Origin of the sequence: Pseudoalteromonas lipolytica (assembly GCF_900116435.1) — a bacterium.
Lineage (GTDB): Bacteria > Pseudomonadota > Gammaproteobacteria > Enterobacterales > Alteromonadaceae > Pseudoalteromonas > Pseudoalteromonas lipolytica.
On record NZ_FPAZ01000015.1, the window covers coordinates 66159 to 87795 of the forward strand.

Annotated in this window: 13 protein-coding genes; 9 read left to right on the top strand and 4 right to left on the bottom strand. The window is 41.5% G+C overall.

The genetic code is table 11. The features are described from left to right. Positions 1 to 74: 74 nt before the first annotated feature. Positions 75 to 605 (bottom strand): thioesterase family protein, encoded by a 531-nt coding sequence (locus tag BM378_RS15580; RefSeq protein ID WP_036966987.1) that lies wholly within the window; start codon positions 603 to 605, stop codon positions 75 to 77. Between the two features lie 109 nt (positions 606 to 714). Between BM378_RS15580 and BM378_RS15585 the strand changes: the two genes are divergently transcribed. Continuing rightward, the gene (locus BM378_RS15585; protein ID WP_036966984.1) at positions 715 to 1203 is read left to right on the top strand and encodes a hypothetical protein; all 489 of its coding nucleotides are present in this window, start codon (positions 715 to 717) and stop codon (positions 1201 to 1203) included. A gap of 14 nt (positions 1204 to 1217) precedes the next feature. On the opposite strand, the gene tyrR is transcribed toward BM378_RS15585, so the two are convergent. The 3 genes from tyrR to bcsE form a co-directional block, all read right to left on the bottom strand. After that, positions 1218 to 2774 carry a transcriptional regulator TyrR gene (gene tyrR, locus BM378_RS15590; RefSeq protein ID WP_036966980.1) on the bottom strand — a complete coding sequence of 519 codons (1557 nt, stop codon included), beginning with the start codon at positions 2772 to 2774 and terminating at the stop codon, positions 1218 to 1220. A 104-nt stretch (positions 2775 to 2878) separates the two neighbouring features. Further along, on the bottom strand, positions 2879 to 4459 hold the full coding sequence (gene bcsG, locus BM378_RS15595) for a cellulose biosynthesis protein BcsG (RefSeq protein WP_074989554.1): 1581 nt from the start codon (positions 4457 to 4459) through the stop codon (positions 2879 to 2881). Positions 4460 to 4628: 169 nt separating this feature from the next. Continuing rightward, positions 4629 to 6254, bottom strand: coding sequence for a cellulose biosynthesis protein BcsE (gene bcsE / locus BM378_RS15600; RefSeq protein ID WP_074989555.1), 1626 nt, complete (start codon positions 6252 to 6254; stop codon positions 4629 to 4631). Between the two features lie 122 nt (positions 6255 to 6376). On the opposite strand from bcsE, the gene bcsR reads away from it, so the two are divergent. From bcsR to BM378_RS15640, 8 genes are all read left to right on the top strand, one after another. After that, the gene (bcsR, locus tag BM378_RS15605; RefSeq protein ID WP_074989556.1) at positions 6377 to 6592 is read left to right on the top strand and encodes a BcsR/BcsP family cellulose biosynthesis protein; all 216 of its coding nucleotides are present in this window, start codon (positions 6377 to 6379) and stop codon (positions 6590 to 6592) included. A 3-nt stretch (positions 6593 to 6595) separates the two neighbouring features. Then, the gene (gene bcsQ, locus BM378_RS15610) at positions 6596 to 7318 is read left to right on the top strand and encodes a cellulose biosynthesis protein BcsQ (RefSeq protein ID WP_074989557.1); all 723 of its coding nucleotides are present in this window, start codon (positions 6596 to 6598) and stop codon (positions 7316 to 7318) included. Next, the gene (bcsA, locus tag BM378_RS15615) at positions 7308 to 9974 is read left to right on the top strand and encodes a UDP-forming cellulose synthase catalytic subunit (protein ID WP_083422925.1); all 2667 of its coding nucleotides are present in this window, start codon (positions 7308 to 7310) and stop codon (positions 9972 to 9974) included. Before bcsQ ends, bcsA begins: the two co-directional genes overlap by 11 nt. Continuing rightward, positions 9971 to 12220 (top strand): cellulose biosynthesis cyclic di-GMP-binding regulatory protein BcsB, encoded by a 2250-nt coding sequence (bcsB, locus tag BM378_RS15620; RefSeq protein ID WP_074989558.1) that lies wholly within the window; start codon positions 9971 to 9973, stop codon positions 12218 to 12220. Before bcsA ends, bcsB begins: the two co-directional genes overlap by 4 nt. Further along, positions 12220 to 13335: a cellulose synthase complex periplasmic endoglucanase BcsZ gene (bcsZ, locus tag BM378_RS15625; protein ID WP_074989559.1), complete on the top strand. Its 1116-nt coding sequence runs from the start codon at positions 12220 to 12222 to the stop codon at positions 13333 to 13335. Before bcsB ends, bcsZ begins: the two co-directional genes overlap by 1 nt. Beyond that, complete coding sequence (locus BM378_RS15630) at positions 13326 to 17144, top strand: cellulose synthase subunit BcsC-related outer membrane protein (protein WP_074989560.1); 3819 nt, start codon at positions 13326 to 13328, stop codon at positions 17142 to 17144. The genes bcsZ and BM378_RS15630 overlap by 10 nt, the downstream gene beginning before the upstream one ends. 225 nt (positions 17145 to 17369) lie before the next feature. After that, positions 17370 to 18800 carry a peptide MFS transporter gene (locus tag BM378_RS15635; RefSeq protein WP_036966954.1) on the top strand — a complete coding sequence of 477 codons (1431 nt, stop codon included), beginning with the start codon at positions 17370 to 17372 and terminating at the stop codon, positions 18798 to 18800. A gap of 113 nt (positions 18801 to 18913) precedes the next feature. Beyond that, a complete protein-coding gene (locus BM378_RS15640; protein WP_074989561.1) occupies positions 18914 to 21634 on the top strand; it encodes a metallophosphoesterase in 2721 nt (906 codons plus the stop codon). Positions 21635 to 21637 lie beyond the last annotated feature (3 nt).

The window sequence follows — 21637 nt, forward strand, 5'->3', positions numbered from 1 at the left end:
TCGCTGGCATTTTTTTTACTTTGAGCATTATACCTGTACGCGCTAATAGTGAGTGTTTTGGCAGCGTATTAACATCATTGATTAGTGATCTTTTTTTGCTCAAGCATTTCTTTCCAATGCATTATCTCTGCCGGTAAAATAGGCGCAACACCTTTAAACCCAGCAACTTCAAGCATTTCTTCAACACTAACCACTCCTTTCTTACGCTTGAATACACCGCGTACATAAGCAATGGCATGTAAGCCACGCTCTGAATGAAACTTTTGCTCAATATAAAAATACTTATGATCCCATCCGACTAAACGCGTGCTTACTGTGTATTTTTGCATCGGTTTAATGTCTCGAATGTAGGTGATTGCCGTCGCGTTAACGATTGGAAACCAACGACGCTTCATAATATGCTGCAACAATCCAACCCGCTCAGTCATCCAAGTACGCGCTAAATCCATGATGCCTAAATACCGAGAGTTAGTCAGATGAAAATTTATATCACAATCAGTGGGTAATGCTTTAAATTCAATATCAATCGTATCAAGTAAGTCTTGGTAATCACGATTACGTTTAATTTTAAAAAACAATAAAATGAGTCGGAAATAGAGGTTCACGATAAAGGTCTAACCAGTTGTTAATGAGCAAAGTGTATCACAGCATATTGCTATGGCGAATATTCTGCTCTAATCTGTGCATATATTAGTATAAAAAAAGAATAATCTAATGAAATTTATTAATTTAGCGGCCTTGTTGACTGCAAGCTTATATACTCAATCTGCCTTTGCTGATTTTAATTACCCGGGCGAAGGGACTTTAAGTTACCCTACCGGGGTTGAGAAACCCTTTAAGTTTGGTTTTGGCTGGCAACAAGACACAGAGAAATTCACCATTGGTAATAAAACCTATGATATGTCGTTGCCTGAGTCTTACTCTGTCGCCATTACATTAAGTAAAGATGAGCAACAAATATGGGTACAGGAATTTAATAATGGGTTCTTCGAAGGGTTTCGTTGGCAAATTGGCGAGCACACTCTGGCATTAGAAAAACGTCAGTTTTCTGAAGCAGTCAAGGGCGATTATGTGATAAGCCTAGATAACCGAGACTACTTTTTTGCGCGCAACAATATCAGTATTGTTATTAAATTTGATAACGAGGGTATAAAAAACATCGCCATTGATGGCGTCACAAAAGACATGGGCACTAAACAATAGTGCCCAGAGGGTAATTACACTTTCACCGTTTTACGATTAATGCCGTAATCTCTAAGCTTATTAGCCACCGCGGTATGGCTTAACCCTAAACGCTTCGCTAGCTGACGAGAACTTGGATACGCCGGATACAACTTACGAAGTAACGTGGCTTCAAAGCGTTTTACGGCTTGGTCAAGTGTGCCTTCAAAGTCTGACTCCAAATAGCCTAAATCATGTGTAAATGTTGGTAATTGTAAATGCTCAATTCTAAGCTCATTATCATCTAACAATGAAACAGCGCGATAAATCGCGTTTTCTAATTGTCGCACATTACCCGGCCACGGATAATCCTGTAAAAACCGTAAACATTCCTCCGATAAAACAGGCACCGAATGACCGTTTTGCTGAGCGTATTTTTGAATAAAATGCTCAGCGAGTGGACCCACATCCGCTTTTCTATCGCGAAGTGGCGCTATTTCAAGAGTCAAAACGTTGATACGATAGTAAAGATCTTCTCTGAAGGTGCCTTCTTGAACCATGGCTGGCAAATCTTTTTGAGTCGCCGCAATAATACGAACATTCACTTTAACTTCGTTTTCATCGCCTACTTTTCTAAAAGTTCCATCCTGTAAAAAGCGTAATAACTTAGTCTGCAACTGAGTCGACATTTCACCCACTTCATCTAAGAATACGGTGCCGCCATCAGCTTGCTCTAACACGCCTCGTTTTGGGGCTGCATTTTCCTCATAACCTGCATAGCCAAACAGTTCAGATTCAGCAACATCATCTGGTAACGAGGCACACGATAAAGCAATAAAAGGTTTTACAGAACGATTAGACGCATAGTGGCAAGCACGCGCTAAAAGCTCTTTACCCGTACCTGTTTCACCGGTTATTAAAATAGGTGCTTCGAGTTGCGCCATTTTCCGTGCTTCTCTGACAACACGACGCATAGCAGTACTAAAGTTATGAATAGTGGCAAAACTTTCTTGCCCATAACGACGAAAAGCACTGACCTGCTGACCAAGACGGCTTTGCGATTTAATATTAATAACAGCACCTGCAAGCACATCCCCTTCAACGCCTTGGGGAACTGAAATAGGCAGAATATCGGCAATAAAGTCTTCACCTGCCACTTCAACACGCGTGGTTTGTCCTAATACTTCTTTACCCTCAAGCCAGCGGGTGAAGTTAAAGCCTTTCAATAAATTATTTATATTAGCGCCAATGACTTCTTTTTCTGATAACTGTAAATCACGGCATGCTGCATCATTACATAAACGCACCCATCCTTTTGCGTCTATAGAAATAACGCCGTCGGGCAAAGCTCTCAGCAGTGTATTTAGCTCATTATGTTCTCGCTCAGAAGGTAAGAATGCAGTTGTTCGCACATCTTTTACGCCATCAATTAAACGAATTGATGGCATAATTTTTTGAAACTGCTCAAACTCTATCGGTGGAAAACTCACATACATTCGGCAATTAACCGAATCAACTTCGATACCTTTTAAATCGACCTGGTAACTTACCAAAATATTGAGAATTTCTTGTGCGATACCAATTCGGTCGGCACAGTGAATATCTAAACGCATTACATCCTCAAAGAACGGGAACCTATAGTATGAGAATAATACGCTAACTCCCCATTTCTGGGTAGTCTATTGTAAAGATTTTTGGACAAACGTGTGCAAAAAACTCAATTGCTTGGGTACTTGGTCCACTCTTGGCCATCTAATTGGATATAAGGCTGTCCTTTAATGTACATCATAACGGTATCTTGGTTTTCAGCGACTACCGGAGCACTTGGTAAATTATCAAGCACACGCTTAACAGGCACCGTACCCGCAAATACATCCAGTTTCATGGTGTTATTGATAAGTTCAGACAACGAAAAATAGCTCATCGTCTGTTGTACATCATTCAAACCGCTGTGTTTAACATCAGGACCAATAAACTTCACGGCAGTGGGTACAGACACAATTGACGGGCTTGGGATTTCACGAAGACCTGCAAATTGTAGTTTATCACCCTCTAATGCTGCACCATGTTCAGGCACAACCATTAACAGTACATTGCGCCCTTCTCTTTCAAGCTGACTAATAAAGTCATCAATATCACTAAATAAATGCTGCTGGCGAATTGGATAACTCTTTAGGCTATTCATACGAGAGCGGCCCGCTAGCTGATTACCATCATGCAAGCTAATCGTGTTGTAATAAAGCGCACGTGGCTGCTTGGTATTTTTATGACTCTCCAACCAATTACTTAAGATAGCGGCATCTGAATAAATAGGCTTTCCATCGAAACCATATTGCGCAGCTTGAAATTGACTAAAATCCAAATTAGGCACTGACACGCCACCGTATTGTTTGATCAAGCCAATAAAGTCATCAAAATGACCATCATGATTTAATGCCACGCTCGTGTTATAACCTAGCTGCGATAAGTTACTAAATAATTGACACTCTTTAGCTACAGGTTTAAACAGTTGGTCTTGAGGAGTTTGCCCACAACTCGCACGCAATAACCTTATTGCTGCAGGACCACTGTATGAGGTTGCTGAATTAAAATTACTAAACAAAATATCAAAGTTATCAAATAAATCACGCGGTCTCACATCAATGGCGTCCAGGTCCGCAGTGGCCAAAGAGCAAATATTAAGCACAACTACGTCAAAGGGTTGTCCATTGAAGTTAGTCGGAAATTGGCTTTTTAGTTGAGTTTGTTGCTGATAAAAATCATCGAGTTGTTGATCAAACGTTTTTTGTGGTGACGAACTCGACACTGCGACAGGTACCTGTTTTTTCGTTGATTGATTATTCACAACCACAGGGGTTGAGAGTGTATCTGTTACTGTCGTCGCACTCAGCCAATAAACGTAAATAAACCCGATCACTGAAATACTGGTGTAGCGTATCCATTTTACTGAATACCAATACACCACGACTAAAACAAACAGCCCCAGTAATATATCAACACTGATCACTCGCGTCGCAATCTCCACAAAGTAAGCAAAGCTGAAGTCTTGTACATTTTCAGCTTGTTTAGTTAAACGTGAAATGGGGGGGAGCCACGAATCGTGATACAAAAGTGCAGCCCCAACTACGACACTGATACTCTGTTTTAAATACGTTAACCATTTGATTTGAAATGACACGGCTAAAAAAGCAAAAAACGCTAAATTTGCGACGAGATCAAATGAAATATCACCACGACTATAAAGAAAAAACTTTACTAAAAAGTATAAGTTCCAAACACCTAATCCTGAAAGCCTCACTGAGAATCCTTTTTCTGTTTTTTGGGAGTATAGGGCGTTAATAACACATGCCTAAAAGTCAATGTACGGTAAATGCTTACTATTTTTTTAAACAGGATTTTACCTGTATTACTAATCAAAACCCCCAATAATAAAGCGATAATAAAAGTAATAAAGAACTGATTTAAACTCATATTTGCTCACCTTTTAAAGTTACTTTTACGGGTTTAGAGATAGGCCTAATCACCTTTTTAAATTCAGGAGTCTCCTTATTCAATGAAGAAATATCAGCTGTTTTAGCATCAAAAACATAACTGACATTTTCTTTTAATTGCTCGGTGTAATCAGGCACGTCAACATTGGTATACCTGCGCTGCAGATGACGGCATTCTTGCTGAATGTAGAAATGATCTGCAATCACATTTTTCGACATAAAAAAGTCGCTAATTTCAAGCTTAAATAAATGCTTAATCGCACTTTCTACGTCATGCTCACGACACGCATGTAAATACAGGTAAATATAATCGTCAGCAAAGCTAAAAATATCCCCTTCACGTTTTACATGAAACAAATGCAGCGGGTGTATTGCATCTATACGGGGTAAAAGTTGTAACATAACAAGCACCCCGCTAACACCTAAATTTGCAGCTGAGTCACTATGCTTAGCAACTTGTTCAACAAATTTATTTATCGGCAGGTACCCTTTAGTCAGTACGTTTTCACTGTATTTCAATACCTCATCAATTGAGTTAGGAAGTGGTCTTGAAAACTGGAATCCTTGGATTGATTGAATTTGTGATTGTAACCGCGAAGGCTCAGAGAAACTGTATAAAATAAGGTTCACGCCTAACGTTAAAAAGAGGCACTCATCTTGATGGCGAATAATGCCATCTACATTTTGAATGACTAGCTTTAACTTTCGACCACATTGTTTGCGAAGCGAAAAGCACTCACCTGCCAATGCAGACAAATCAGTGTAGCGCGTTACCGAAAACACTAATGTAGCAGCTTTTTTTGTAAGGCCTAGTTTATACAGTGCATTATTATCTTCGACTATTTTATAAGACAGCGGTAACTTCGTCCCTTGCGGCAACGCATGTTTAACAAGCCATACCTCATCTTCATCTAATCCTTGTTGCGATGATGTTTGCTCATTCGACTCTTCTAAATGAGCATCAAAAACGCTCAATTGCCCCTGCAAAAGCTCACAATTTATAGAATGACCCGCAATTACGCCATCTTTATGGCTCCAATAGTCATATTCTAAGGTACGAATTGAGGCTTCTTGAGTAATAAAAATTTGGCCATCAAAAAGCGTATTTAAAGCCAGAAACTGGCGCCTTACATCACTAATACGCGAGCCCGAAATCAAGAATATAACTGTTACGTTTTTAGCAATAGATAAATCACGGTAAAACCCGAGCTTTTTAGTTAATTGCGCTTCAGTAAGAGGTACTAGCAGCTCTGAATCCAAGTGTAAAATCAGTGTACTATTTCGAAGCTCTTTATATTGTTTTAATTCCTGAATCACGCCGCGAGAGAAATGTAAGTTTTTTGCTAAATTTGCATCGTGATGTAAATGAAAAGGATGCAGCAAACCTTGCTCAAAAAGGCTAAATAATAGCGTGTTATTTTCACTCTCAAAAAACACCTCAACGTGTTCGGAGAGCAGGAACACAGGGTCTTTATTACTAGCTAATAGGTGTCTTACTAACTCTAATAACTGATTGTCTAAAGATGCCAACAGTGCATAATTTGCACAACGCTTGAGCACTGAGTAAGCGTTTTGTAATCCTGTAATTTGTAAATGGGGCACCAGAAAATCCTTTTAAAAGATACTTTAGCACTAGTTTTAAGCGTTATTCTATATATAATGCGGCTTATGTCCATGTATCGTAGACAAATTAAATTCAGATTTTGCCGTTATAGGTCTATTAGATGAATGACTTAGCATTAAAAAAATCAACTGTTTTAACAAAAAATGACATTGACAATTTATTACGCCAATTTGGCGGAAAAAATCAAGGTTATATTGAAATAGTCGACGTTGAAAAAAACCGTCAAACGATCGATAAATATCCTTTAATTAAAGATATCGCTTTATCTATTAAAGATACACAACAAGATAAATTATTTAACAAAAGCACATACTAAAGAATGAAAAAGATTTTCGTGAAAGGGATAAAAGGAGGTACTGGAACCACATCGGTAGTGGCAAACCTTGCGTGTGCTTTAAGAAAATCACATGAAACAGTTTATGTAATAGATCTCGATCCTAAAAGCGACATAGGCTTACACCTAGGGCTTGCATGGGACCATTTACTAGGATGGAGTGATTACGCCGATTTTGCATCTGCCAGTGAGCAGTTCCATCAAGATAATGACGGCGTCACATTCTTACCTTACGGAAGTGGCTCAAACACAAAAAGCAGCTTTAAAGATATAATAAATCATTGCCAGCAACTTCATGACAGCGATGACGCGTGGTTCTTATTTGATTGCCCTGCACATATTAATGCACTTGAATACCCGCTTGACCCTGAAGATATTTTTCTTGAAGTCATCAATTGTGACGCCATATGCCATAGTTTGATGTATAAGCAACTGAATTTTTTAAAGCAGTCTGGTTCATCGTGGCAGCACTACTTCTTGACTAATCGTTTTAATTCAGCGTCTGAATTAGAGTCTGACTTATTACAGCTATGGCAATCTGAATTGCCTCTTTTTGCGCCTTTATACATCAACAAAGACGAAGCTATCATGGAAGCAACCGCATTTCGTAATGTCGCGATTAATTGTGCTCCATACAGTGTTGCCAACGATGACTTTGAAACCTTAGCCGGTTGGCTCGTTAGTCGTGCAAACAATAATGAATCATAAGCCAACAGCAATGAAATTACCTGAACGTATCATCAAAACCTGTTTAGGCTTCTTATTTACAAAGAAGATAACTCGTTTTGTGTTTTTTAAATTTCATGGCTACTTTAATCAGCATAAAATAAGCCTACTTGGGGCATTTATTCTGCCTTTTTTGGTGTTATTTTTATCCTTGTTTATAAAACTGGATAAAAACAGAAAAAACCTAATAAAACAAAAGTTAAAGTACTTTTATCCGCATGTAACGCGCCCCGTTGTCACACCCAGTAACTGTGTACGCATTGTATTGCAAAGTATTTATTTAGCCTTGTTCAACACCACAACAACATCACAGGCACAGATAAGCTATGAGCAGCGTAAAACATGGCGAAAAATAAAGCATTCACTCAGAATACTGCGCCTTGTCGACAAAAAATTAGTGCGTGCATTTAAGCGACTTTGGCTGTTTGCTAAAACAAACCCATCAGCAGAATCTTACCAGCGTATTAGTAAAGCTGAAATTTGGAACAATCGCATACTGAAAATCGCGTTTTTCACCATACTCATTTTTGCTGTGGCAGTTTTTGTCACGGTGCCTTTCAGTATCGAAGCACAAGCGGTGTTCATTAGTTTACTGCTTATCGTTGCCTACTCGCTAAGGCGCGTTGAAGGACAGATGGCCACCATCACCATGATCACGCTGGCAGTCACAACATCAACACGTTATTTATGGTGGCGCTACACCGACACGCTTAACTGGGATGACCCCGTCGCATTAGCGTTAGGTATTGGCTTATTATTAGCTGAAAGCTATGCGTGGCTGGTGCTTATTTTAGGCTTTTTTCAAACCATTAACCCACTAAAACGTAAGCCTTTACCACTTAATGAAGACACGTCAACGTGGCCAACCGTCGACATTTATATTCCGACTTACAATGAGCCATTAAGTGTCGTTAAACCTACCACTATTGCTGCCCAAAGCATCGACTGGCCTGCTGATAAGTTAAACATCTACATTTTAGATGATGGTAAGCGTCCTGAATTCGCTGAATTTGCAAGACAAATTGGGGTTGGCTACCTCACTCGCTCAGACAATAATCACGCTAAAGCGGGTAATATGAATCAGGCTATGAAAGTGACACAGGGCGAATATATCGCTATTTTTGACTGCGATCACATCCCTGCCCGCTCTTTCTTACAAATGACTATGGGGCAATTTCTTAACGACAGCAAAGTGTGTCTAGTGCAGACTCCACATCACTTTTTCTCTGCGGATCCATTTGAACGAAATTTAAAAAACCATCGAAAAATCCCGAATGAAAACATGCTGTTTTATGGCTTAATTCAAGACGGAAATGACATGTGGGACGCTACATTTTTCTGTGGTTCGTGTGCTGTACTCAGGCGAAGTGCGCTTGAAGAAATAGGCGGTTTTGCCGTTGAAACCGTCACCGAAGATGCTCACACTGCATTAAGAATGCAGCGTGCAGGCTACAAAACCACCTATATCAATATTCCACAAGCTGCAGGGTTGGCTACTGATAGTTTATCGGCACATGTGGGTCAAAGAATTCGCTGGGCACGAGGGATGGCGCAAATTTTCCGCTTAGATAACCCTTTGTTTGGTAAAGGCCTGAATATTGCTCAACGACTCTGTTATCTCAATGCAATGTTACACTTTTTATCTGGTATCCCTCGCATTGTCTTTTTAACGGCCCCGCTTGCACTAATTTACTTCAATGCACAAATTATCTATGCGCCTTTTGTGGCTATTTTCTTATATATAGTGCCAACATTATTGCAGGTAAAAATTACTAACTCTCGTATTCAAGGTAAGTATCGTTACTCTTTTTGGGGGGAGGTCTATGAGTCTGTTCTTGCGTGGTATATTTTAAAGCCCACCACAGTTGCGTTAATTAACCCTAATAAAGGAAAGTTTAATGTGACCGAAAAAGGGGGATTAAACGACACCGATCATTACGACTGGACTATTTCAAGGCCTTACATCATCCTTTTACTTATCAATGTTATCGGCATGACCTATGGCGTATTCAGACTCTTTTTTGGTGATACATCACAGATAGGTGTGTTAATTATCAGTATGTTATGGGCAAGCTACAACGTTATAATTCTGGGTGCTGCGGTTGCCGTTGCAGCTGAAGCAAAACAAGTACGTAGCTCACACCGAATTAAAGCTAACTTCCCTGCTGCAATTAGATTAGCCAACGGACACACGATAAAGGTCAAAATCACCGATTACTCTGATAACGGCGTCGGGCTTGAAACAGAACATAGCCACCTGTGCCGTGTAAACGATAAAGTTGAACTACTAATGAGTCGAGGATTTAAGCAGTATTCATTTGCCACCTACATTTGCAACACACGCGACAAACAATTGGGCTTAACGCTTCGTGATCTAGATTTAGAAAAACAAAAAGCGTTTATTCAATGCACCTTCTCTCGTGCAGATGCCTGGCTTGATTGGCAAGAAAACTTTAAACACGATAAACCGTCATACAGTTTTTCAAATGTATTTTACACCAGCCTTCGAGGCTTTAAGAACTTGATTTTCCACGCTCCAAATGAATTAAGACCCGTCATTGTATTTGTATCGCAGGTCTTATATTTTGTGGCCTCGTTATTACCTAAAAAACCAACAAAAGCGTTTAAACCATCATGATGAAATCACTATTAACCTTGTTATTAGCAGTTGGCACTCTCAGTTTATCTGGCTGGGCTATGAGCGCAGAGCCACTCCCTGATAAATCTATTTTTGATGATGGTTACCCTGAAAGTGCCCCTGTCGAAAGTTTAACGCTCAGTTTTGAACAGTTAGGGCTTAGTAAGTTTAAACTCGATGGCGTGAGTAGTAATACACGTGTTGAGTTTACCAATCGTTTAGACAGGCTCGGGAAAAAGTTAACGCTTAACTTTTCATATACTTACTCACCTTCTTTAATAGGCCGAGTCTCGCATCTAAAAATATTTTTCAATGAAAACTTAGTCACTGTATTACCTATTGACGATAAAAATACGGTACTCGGCAGTGTAACCGAGCACAGTGTTGCGCTTAATCCCAAGCTAATTAAAGATTTTAACCAAGTGCGTTTTGAACTCATCGGTTACTACGATTTAGTGTGCCAAGACGATTACAGTAAAACAATTTGGGCAGAAATTGGCAAAAGTAGTCATATCAGCATTGAGAGCCAATCACTTGCACTTGAAAGTTTACTTGAGTATTTCCCGGCGCCGTTTTTTGACTCGCGTGATTACACCAAGCTGACATTGCCATTTATTTTTTCTTCGCAACCCGATGAGCCAACACTGGAAGCTGCCGCTGCACTATCAAGTTTTTTTGGTGCGCAAGCGAAATGGCGTAAAGCGCAGTTTCCTGTCCATATCAATAGTACGCCCACTGAACATAGCGTGGTGTTTGCAACCAATGATAATAAGCCTGACTTTTTACTAAATTATCCCGATGTCGATAAGCCAACAATCGAAATCATCAGCAGCCCGACACATCGCTATGCAAAAGTTTTATTAGTGTTAGGCAAAAACACAGAGCAATTAAAAGAGGCAGTTGTTGGATTAGTGTTTGGCTATAAAGTCATGACAGGTCGAAGCGCCACCGTTGACGCAATTGCCAGCCTGCCTTTAAGAAAAGCTTACGATGCGCCGCTGTGGGTTCGTTCAGACCGTGCTGTGAGTTTTGATGAATTTATCGAATACCCGACCCAATTACAATCACAAGGCTTTCGTGGACAACCTGTCCGTTTAGACTTACGCTTTGCGCCCGACTTATTTACATGGCGCGAAAATGGCATTCCCATTACGCTAAACTACCGCAATACCCCTGTTGAGCATGGCATGTTGTCGCGCTTAAATATGCTTATAAATGGCAAATTTGTAGATGGTTTTATTCTTGAGAACGACCATGGTAAAACCATTACTACGCAAACCTTACTGCCGCTATTATCAGACATAAACCCGAGCCAATCACGCCAAGATTTTGAGCTAACAGGGCTTGATTTAACCACTAACAATCAACTCACTTATGACTTTAACTTTGCCGTTGTAAAAACAGGCGAATGCAGTGCGATTCCTGCCGGTGGCGAATTTGGTGCTATCGATGGCAGCTCTACAATTGATGTGAGTAACTTCCATCACTATATTGCTTTACCCAATTTACGAGCATTTGCGAGTGGCGGTTTCCCCTTTACGAAATATGCCGATTTACATCAAAGCACTTTAGTGATGGAGGCTAATAGCTCTACAAATGCGATTAGCTTACTGCTGAATTTTACAGGCCATTTAGGGGCGATTACCGGTTATCCTGCTCATCGTTTGAGTATTCAATTTCCAAGTAGTCAGCTAGATTTTGCTGACAAAGATATTGTCATTATTGGTAAACCAGATTCATTTTTAAGCTCGGTCGCCGAAAACAGCTCTCTCAGTGTATTGATTGATAATAATCAACGTATTGTCGATCAAGCTATTTATAATGGTGCTTATGACAGTACCGATGCCGAAAAAATTAAAGTCAATATACGGAGTTTGGGCCGTTTAGCCATTATATCTGGTTTCCAATCGCCTTTTGATTCTGACCGCTCAGTAGTGTCTTTAATTGCCACTAACGACAATGCTTACTCATTGCTTACAGATGCACTATTAGATAACGCGAAAACATCACAAATAATGGGTAGCTCTGCAATTATTAATAACCAAGGCATTAAAACCATAAAAACCGATGACCAGTATTTTGTTGGCCACGTGCCAATCCACACGCTAATTTGGTTCCATTTTTCAGACCAACCTTTGTTGTTGGCTATTTTATCAATTCTTACCCTACTGCTCATTTCATTTATGTTATGGCGACTATTAATGTTGTTAACAAAGAAACGTTTATCTGAAGGAGATATAGCATAATGAAAACTCTTGCTTCTTTGCTATTCGTTTTAGCATTTTCAACACCCGCTTTTGCACAATTAACCTGTGCAGCGTGGCCACAGTGGAATACGTTTAAAACGCATTTTATTTCGCCTAAAGGACGTGTTATCGATTTAGGCAGCGAATATGATATAACGACATCGGAGGGTCAATCATATTCACTTTTCTTCGCCTTAGTTGCCAACGATCAAGCCAGCTTTGATACATTATTAGAGTGGACGGAAGTTAATCTTTCTGAAGGCGATTTAAGTACGCGCCTGCCTGCATGGAAATGGGGTATAAAGGAAGGTGAAGGTAAAATTTTAGATTCAAACCCAGCCTCTGACTCTGATTTATGGATAGCATACACTCTCTCTCAAGCAGCCAAACTATGGCAAGACAGGCGCTATGCAGTGCTAAGCAGTGTGCTTGCAGAACGTATTATTCGTGAAGAAACCGCACAGCTTCCTAAACTGGGGATTACATTACTGCCTGGACCTAATGGCTTTAAGGACGAAAACACTTGGAAGCTTAATCCAAGCTATGCCCCACTGTTTATCCTTAAGCAATTTGCTGAACTTTATCCGCACTCTCCTTGGCAGCAATTGCATGACAACTCTGCCAATATGCTTATTAGCACAGCCGCTAAAGGGTTTAGCCCTGACTGGGTTAATTACAATGCAGAGCAAGGCTTTTTTCATGATAAACACGCACCTGCTCTTGGAAGTTATAATGCAATACGGGTCTATTTATGGGCCAGTTTGATGGCTGAAGATGCGCCTTACAAATCAGCATTAATGAAACAATTAACCCCCATGGTTGAGCACATTGTTTCTTCAGGCAAAGTGCCCCTAGAAACACAGACTGTCACGGGGAAAGTATCAGGTACGGGACCTATTGGCTTTGGGGCTGCACTGTTGCCATTTTTAGCGGCAGAGAATGCATCGCAATCAATCACCGCATTACAACAGCAAATGATGATGGACACCGGTTTTATTAGTAGCCGCTACTATGACAGTGTGTTGTATTTATTTGGCACGAGCGCATTAAACAAACGCTTCAGCATTAATAAAAATGGCGAACTCATTACGAACTGGAGTGCTGAATGCCAATAAAATGGTTACTTGCTGCAATTATAGCAAGTCCGAGTGCAATCGCCTCTTCGACACAAAACAGCCTTGATACCCAATCTATTGATTGGTTAATAAGCCAAGTGCAACTCGGTGAGATAGAGCTAGACACTGAACTTATGACCAATAGTTTAGATAAGCTGTTGAGTATCGCGCCTAAAGACACGCAAGTGCAGTGTGCAGAGATACGCGTGCTGTATGCGCTGAAAGAAACAGAGCAAGCCAACAACTTGCTTGCAGGCATTGCTCAACAGCCCCACCCCTGTGTTGACAGCCTTGCGCTTTTGGCCAGAGTAAATAACGAAGATAAAGCCACGATTCAACAGGCTCGCCTGCGTGCGCGTGCGGGTCAATATGCTGCAGCAGTTAAAATTTACAATACGTTATTTAAATCGGCTTATCCGAATATCGAGTTCGAGCTTGAGCATATTAATTGGCTAGCCCAAGACAGCAGCCAATATCAACACGCCCTAAGGGGGTATCGTTCTTTAATGAAACGCTACCCAAATAGCGGCCGTTTTGAGTTGGCTTATGCCCGTCATCTTATTAAGAAAAATCCTGAAAATGCACACGCGATTGACCTGCTAAGTCACTACGCACACAGTAATCAATATGGTGTAGAAGCCGAATTTGCTTGGCTTTCAGCACTCGAAGACATGCCGCTTAACCAACAAACCATGCGTGCCTATGCACGTTATTTTGAAGCGTACCCAAAAAGCAGTAAGGGGCAGTTACAATTTAGTGATTTTGAAAAAAAATACCAAGCAGAGCAAAGAAAGCTTGCAGATCCTGCCTACAAAGCGTGGGTTAGAGGCAACCAAGCACTTGAAAAGAAAGATTTTTCAAAAGCACAGAGGTATTTTAATTCTGCGTTATCAGGGCGTCCAACAGACCCAGAAATCTATAATAGTTTGGGTTTGCTTAATCTTCGGCAAGGCAATAATGAGCAGGCTTACAACTTTTTTAAAAAAGCACAACAATTCAGCACAGATGTAAATCGTATTACCGTATTAAAAGGCTTAGCAAACACAGCACGATTTTGGCAGTACATCGATGAGGCAAAATCGGCACTCAGTGCATCACACTTTAAACGTGCTGAACTTAAGCTAAATTTAGCCGACACTCTCGATGAAGACCCAGACACCGTGCTGTTTTACCGCGCACAACTTGCTGAACAAAGTGGTCAATATCAAACGGCTATGAATTTGTATAAGCAAGTATTAAAAAACGATCCACTGGCAGAGTCGACCCTAAGCGCAATGCTTCGCCTCAGTGCGTCAGATGGTAATTATACGAGAAGCCATCAGTTTTATAATGGCTTAAGCACTCAGCAGCAAGCGCTTATAGCCCAAGATTATACACTTTTACAAACTCAGCAATTACGTGAACAAGCCGATGAATTAACCGCTAAAGGTGACCTCGATGGAGCAGTACAACGCTTATTAGTCGCCATAAAACAAAGCCCGCGCCAAAGTTGGTTGTACTATGATCTAGCAAACTTATACCAACAACAGGGGTTGGTTGATCATGCCAAAGCTCTTTACAAAAAAACCTTATGGCAGTTCCCTCTTGATGCTGAACTTCGCTACAGCCATGCTTTGTTTTTACGCTCATTGAATGACTACGAGGGGGCATTAGCAACCCTTGATTATATTCCAAATAACGCACGCACTGAGCAAATTAATGTATTAACAGAGCAACTGAGTATTAATGCCAAACTTGAAAAGCTTGCGACAAATAATACGGCAACGAATAAAGCCACAATTATTTATAAACTCACGGAATTAGAAGCGCAACCACTCACCCCGCTTATGCAGGCAGAGCTGGCAACTCAGTGGCGACAAATTAATGAAAATAACTATGCTATTCGACAGTTAAAGAAGGCGCTTACGCGCGATCCAAGTCTCAACCCTTACTGGCATATGCTCTATGGTGGCTGGCTTATCGAAAGCGCTAATCAAGCAGACACCGACACATGGCTTGCGCATTACCAATTACCCACTAAGGCAACTGAGGCCGAGCAAGCGCAGTGGTTAGCTTTGCAAATTGACTACATTAACACCTTTGAGCAAGGACAACGTCGTATTGCAAAACTGAGCTCACTCGATCAGCAACACAATAATAATCCCCAATTAGCTGAAGCCCTTATCACTGCGTATATTGAACAAAGTGAAGGCGACGCTGCAATCAACCGATACCAACAACACACTGCGGCCGGATTCAGTGTTTCGATTGATACCGCATTGGCAGTTGCTAAATTAAGTCGAGAGCAAGGTGAGCACCTTTTAGCGGATCACATCATTGCAGAACAGGTCCATGCTGTTAATGCACAAGAGGCATACCGCCAACAACAGCTAATGGCTGCCCTCGGTAATGTTGAAAACCAGTCAACAGCCCTCAAGCTCGCTCAACAATTACTCGCCAAGTCAAACAATAATGCCGAGCTTTATTATCAAGCGGCATCCGTTGCCGATTCGCTTGAACAAACTACCCGTGCAGAGAATTGGTATCGTACTGCAATCGCCCCGCAAACACACAACCAGACCACTCTCAGTGATGAACAAAATTATGCGCTTTACGCGCTGAACGACGATGCACCTTGGTACGTCAATAATGCGAAACGCCAGTTGCAGCGTATTGAGCGCAATGAGCAGGCGTATATTACTGCGGCCATCAACCTTAGCAGCCAAACCAGTACTCAAAATGAGTCATCATTAGGGGCAGGCGCCACTCCCATAGAGGCTGGTTTCCCGCTTTTTGGTGGCACCGGTATTGTAAAGCTCGATCCGATGACGATTTCAAGTCAAGAAACACGTTTTGATGAAACCTTCGCGGGTAGCCGCTACGGACAAGGTGCGTTGTGTATTTTCGATTGCCCATTGACCAGCATTAAGCCGAAGCAACAAGGTATCGATATTGGCCTTGCGTGGCAAAACGAACAGTGGCGCTTTGATATTGGCACGACCCCACTGGGCTTTTTAGTTGAGGACATTGTTTGGGGCATTGATTACAACGGCGATATTGGTGATTTTGGCTATGGTGTTACAGTGAATAAACGCCCTGTCACCAGCTCAGTTTTATCGTATGCGGGTCTAGAAGATGTATTCACTAACCAAGTGTGGGGTGGCGTACGCGCTACACAACTTCAGCTCAGCCTTTCTCACGATCTAGGACTCGACTGGGGATTTTGGGGCAGCACAAACTATCAATTGCTCAAAGGTAAAAACGTTAAAGACAATCAAAGTTACAGTCTTATGGGGGGCAGTTACTACCGAGCCATCCGACAGCGGGATCAAGAGTTAAGCTTGGGCATTAACCTATTACACTGGTCTTATAAATATAATTTAAGTGAAGAAACGTGGGGTCATGGTGGCTATTACAGCCCGCAAAACTACTTAGGGGCTTCTTTTCCCGTGGTTTATGATCACCGAATTGGTCACAATTTTATTTATCGTCTTCGTGCGGGTGTATCGTGGTCAACAACAACGACTGACGAAATTGAATTTTTCCCGAACGATGCTCTTTTGCAGGCTCAAGCACACGCGCAAACAGACGTAACCGGAGTGACGCCTATTTTTGAAGATGATAAAAGTAATGGGCTTTCTTATAACTTAGGAGCCAGTTTTGAATACCGTTTTACACCCCATTGGTTTTTTGGCGGATATTTAAATTTAGATCGTGCAGATTTTTACGAACCAAACTATGCACAGTTCTATTTTAGGTACTACTTTAAGCCGGTTTATAGTGAACTGACCTTCCCTGGAAAGCCTGTTGTACCTTACCAAAGCTACTAAACACTGGCCTATAACCCTTCCCCTGAACTGAAGGTCTATGTATACTGTAGCGCGCATGTAGCTAGGATAAGGGTGTGTCTCTTACCCTCAAGTTCATAACTTGAACAACAAACCATTATCTTAGCTGCATCACACACATGGCCGCCCGTTCAACAATAAAATACACAGAACGACCAATGCAAAAATAATAAGGCCTCAACAAAAACTTAAAGTTAGGAAGTAAATATGAGTTCATTACCTAAAGCAGGTGACTTTTTAGGGCATCCTAAGGGGTTATTCCTGTTGTTCGGCACAGAAATGTGGGAACGATTTGGTTATTACGGCATGCGTGCCATTTTAGTGCTGTACTTAGTTGCACTTGTTCAAGAAGGTGGTTTTGGTTGGTCAAATGCTGATGCATTGAGCCTTTATGGTACCTTCACTATGGCTGTTTATATTACGCCATTACTTGGTGGTTGGTTAGCTGATAACGTGCTAGGTCAGCGTAAAGCAATTATCCTCGGTGGTTTATTAATGGCTGCTGGCCATTTTACCATGGGTATTCCTCACAGCTATTTAGCAGGCCAAGAAGAAAACGTTTTCTATCTTGGTTTAACACTACTGTGTTTAGGTAATGGTTTATTTAAGCCAAACATCTCAACAATGGTAGGTGATCTATATAAAGAAGGTGATCAACGTCGTGATGGCGCGTTCACTATTTTCTATATGGGTATCAACTTAGGGGGTGCGCTTGGCCCACTTATCGCTGGCTATGCTGCTGCATCAATGGGCTGGCAATGGGGCTTTGTAGTGGCAGGTATCGGTATGGTGATCTCTGTACTAATGCAACTTGCACTGAGCAACAAATACCTAGGCGATATCGGTGTGGTTCCTTCTGCTAAGCTTTCACAAGCACAATCAGAATCAAACACGAAAGAGCCACTGACTAAAGTGGAAACTGACCGTATTAAAGTTATCTTCACAATGAGTGTATTCAGTATCATCTTCTGGATGGGGTTTGAGCAAGCAGGTGGTCTTATGAACCTATTTGCCAACGACTACACTAACCGTATGCTATTTGACTTTGAAGTACCTGCATCTTGGTTCCAATCGTTAAACTCTATTTTCATCATTGTATTTGCACCGCTCGTTGCCATTATTTGGTTAAAACTTGATAAGCGTGAGCCTAACTCACCTGTTAAGTTTGCTATTGCACTTATCTTCTTAGCACTTGGCTTTATCACCATGATTTTGGCACTAATGACGCAAGGTCAAGGCGATAACCTGCAAATCAGCATGATGTGGCTCGTGTTATTTTACTTATTCCATACATTAGGTGAGCTATGTTTATCACCAATTGGTTTATCAATGGTAAGTAAACTAGCACCACTGCGTTTAGCGTCAATGCTTATGGGTATTTGGTTCCTGTGTACAGCTGTTGCAAACAAGATTGCTGGTTTCGTAGGTTCTTTCCTAGGTGAAGGCGAAGCGGCTGTTGAAAATGCAATGGGTATCTTTATTGGTTTAGGTGCGACAGCAATCATCTCTGCTGTCATCATGTACTTATTAAGCGATAAACTTGTTAAGTGGATGCACGGTGCTGAAGGTCAGCATGCGCCTCACACACAAGAACACATTCTTGCAGAAGAGCTAGAAGTGACTGCTGAAAAGCAATAATACGTTTCCCCACAGCGCCTGCTGTGGGGATTTTCTTTCTAAAGGCTACTTCCCCGTCCTCAATACTGATACAATAATCCAACGTTAATCGGTATATCGGCAAGGACGTTACATTGCGCTTTTTAATTCAACTGTCAGTTTTTTTAACTATTTCATTACTCGCAGCCTGCGGGGGTGACAAAACAACAAAAGAAACAGCAGTCCCCCCGACTCAAACCGGGTTAATTATTTCTGCCGATAATGGCTTAACTGAGCAGTTTGATAATGGCAAAGTCATTCTCACAGCCCCAAAGAATACCGTCACAACAGACACAACCTTCACGTATACATCAACAGCTGCGACACCTACCGATACTGACCAAGGCATTGTCTCTGCGCGCTATACATTCAGACCGAATAATGTGGTTTTTTCAGACCCACTAACCTTAGCGATTAAGCTACCAGAGCAACAAACTGATGTTGTTTTTAGCATCGTAATTTTAAAAAATGAGCAATGGCAGCCCCTTACGACAATAAAAAATGACGATGACTTTGCAGTCAGTCAAATCACTGAGTTTGGCACATTTGCTTTAAAGTCGCGCAGTGTGCCTGCGGTCAGTAAAACGATTGGTGAACAATGTGATGAGAATGCAACATCACAAACCGTCCGCTTTATCCATGTAGCTGACTTACATGCTCGCTTTGGGTTTAAAGAGCAGCTTTTTAGTCGTATCCGCAGTTATTACGACAATGCAAAGCAAGCGAACCCAAACACCCTCTTTACGAATGGTGGGGATGACTATGAAAAAGGCACGGTTGCTGAACAAACATCGCAAGGCTTAGCTACGGTTGAAGCCATTAAAGCAATGGCATTTGATGTGAGGGTTATTGGTAATCACGATTACGCCTGGGGTCCTGAGCAATTACTTGATTTTGCCGATGACGACAATGCCATTGTGCTTGCCAGCAACACGGAATACGACGGTAATGCCGACATTGAATTTGCAGCGGTTGATTTTTCAGTGGTAAAGGTAGGCTGTCTGCGTATTGGTTTTTTTGGCATGACTTCAGTGCCATGGAATGAGCTTGATAATCCGATTGAAGATGATCCAATTCCAGATTTTATTGCTAACTTCAAAATGAACTGGCAATGGCAAGAAGTGGCAGAGCAAATCGTTAATCAATATCGACAAGACGTAGACTACATGGTGATGGTAAGCCACCTTGGGGAAGGCACTGATACGCGTATTGCTACCACTGTATCTGGCATTGACTTAGTGCTCGGTGGGCACACCCATGGCGGCGAAAATTATCAAACTCTCGAAAACGGCAGTCTTGTAATTCAGCCAAACTTTTTTGCCCAAGGTCTAACCGATTTAACCTTAACCTTCGACCTTAAAGATAAAAGTATCACCGATGTTGATTACAATACGGTGTCGACCAGCGACATAATGACAGTTAGCACAAACACAAAAACAGCAATAGACGAAATTATGGGCCGCTATGCCCCCGACGCCAATACCGAAATTGCCGTGTCTGAAAACTACCCAAGCGCTGAGGAAGTAGCCCTGCTCACAGCGAAAGCAACAAAACAACAATTTGCAGCTATTGATGCAGCCCTTTTTGATGCAAGCCAAGTACAAGATCGCTGGTTGCCCGGCACACTCACACAAGAAGATTTTCATGCTGCGTTTAAAGTTGAGCGCCAACCCTCAAATACATCAGGCTTCAATGCAATTTACCAAGTCAATGTCACAGGCGCTGAGCTTAAAGCCATGGTACAAAGCCAACCTGAGTGGGTTTACTTAGCCCCCGCGAGTATTGACGATGCTGCACAGTATCAAGTGGCACTTTTTAAAGGCCCTGCCCTCAATAGCACCTTATTCTTCCCGACTGTGCCAGCATTAGAGGCAAATTTATTGGCCGAAAGTTGGTGGATACTGGATAACTATGCCCGTTTTCGTACCAGCCAGTGTTTATATTTAGACACAGAGAATACACTGAGTGCCTGCGAAAATGAGGATGTAGTCACTGTCTGGAATTTTAATGATCCAAGCCAAGGGTTTAAAAGTGACTTAGGTCCCGCAACTCTTAACTTCTTCGACCCAGAACAACGTAATTGGGGAGAAGAAAACAGCCAATTTTCGACGACCAGCGCATTACAAATTGCTGATTTAAAAGACGGTATATCAGGGGTATTAGCGTTTTCTCGGCACAGTCCAAGTCAAGGCTTACTACTAACAGCAAATAGTGCTGCCAATGGCGACTTTACCAATGACGGATTGATTGCCGATTACACACTCGTCATGGATTTACTGTGGCCTGAACAAAGCAGTCAACAATGGCGCGCTCTGTTACAAACCGATATCACCAATATAAGCGATGCCGACTTATATACGAATAAAGCTAACGCGATAGGTATTGCTACAACTAAGAGTGGTTACTTTGGTAACCTAAACGCTGGTGAGTGGCATCGCCTTGCTTTTGTATTCTATGCAGCGCCGACTAACGGAGCACTAAAAATTTACCTAGATGGTAAGCTTATCGGTGTGAAAGACGAAGGCGAAATAAACCAGCGCTGGGCGATTGATAAAGCAACCTTACTGCTGACCGATAATGACTATGAAACGGAGCCTGGGTATTTAAATGCGCTGCTGTTTGCAGGCCGAGCCATGACAGACAATGAAATAGCCACCTTAGGCGCAGCAAAACAACAATTGAATTATGTCCGCTCAACACGCATCTTAAATAACGTTGTTGAACGTCATTACCAAACGGCACCACACATAATGAATAATCCGTGGTTACAACAACGCAGTAAGTTTTTTAACAAACAACGCCAAAGTGTAAACTAATTA

Bases quoted from the DNA above. Each gene is read 5' to 3' on its own strand.
- bcsR (WP_074989556.1), top strand. From the start codon at position 6,377: ATGAATGACTTAGCATTAAAAAAATCAACTGTTTTAACAAAAAATGAC.
- BM378_RS15630 (WP_074989560.1), top strand. From the start codon at position 13,326: ATGCCAATAAAATGGTTACTTGCTGCAATTATAGCAAGTCCGAGTGCA.
- bcsQ (WP_074989557.1), top strand. From the start codon at position 6,596: ATGAAAAAGATTTTCGTGAAAGGGATAAAAGGAGGTACTGGAACCACA.
- tyrR (WP_036966980.1), bottom strand. From the start codon at position 2,774: ATGCGTTTAGATATTCACTGTGCCGACCGAATTGGTATCGCACAAGAA.
- bcsB (WP_074989558.1), top strand. From the start codon at position 9,971: ATGATGAAATCACTATTAACCTTGTTATTAGCAGTTGGCACTCTCAGT.
- BM378_RS15585 (WP_036966984.1), top strand. From the start codon at position 715: ATGAAATTTATTAATTTAGCGGCCTTGTTGACTGCAAGCTTATATACT.
- bcsA (WP_083422925.1), top strand. From the start codon at position 7,308: ATGAATCATAAGCCAACAGCAATGAAATTACCTGAACGTATCATCAAA.
- bcsZ (WP_074989559.1), top strand. From the start codon at position 12,220: ATGAAAACTCTTGCTTCTTTGCTATTCGTTTTAGCATTTTCAACACCC.
- BM378_RS15635 (WP_036966954.1), top strand. From the start codon at position 17,370: ATGAGTTCATTACCTAAAGCAGGTGACTTTTTAGGGCATCCTAAGGGG.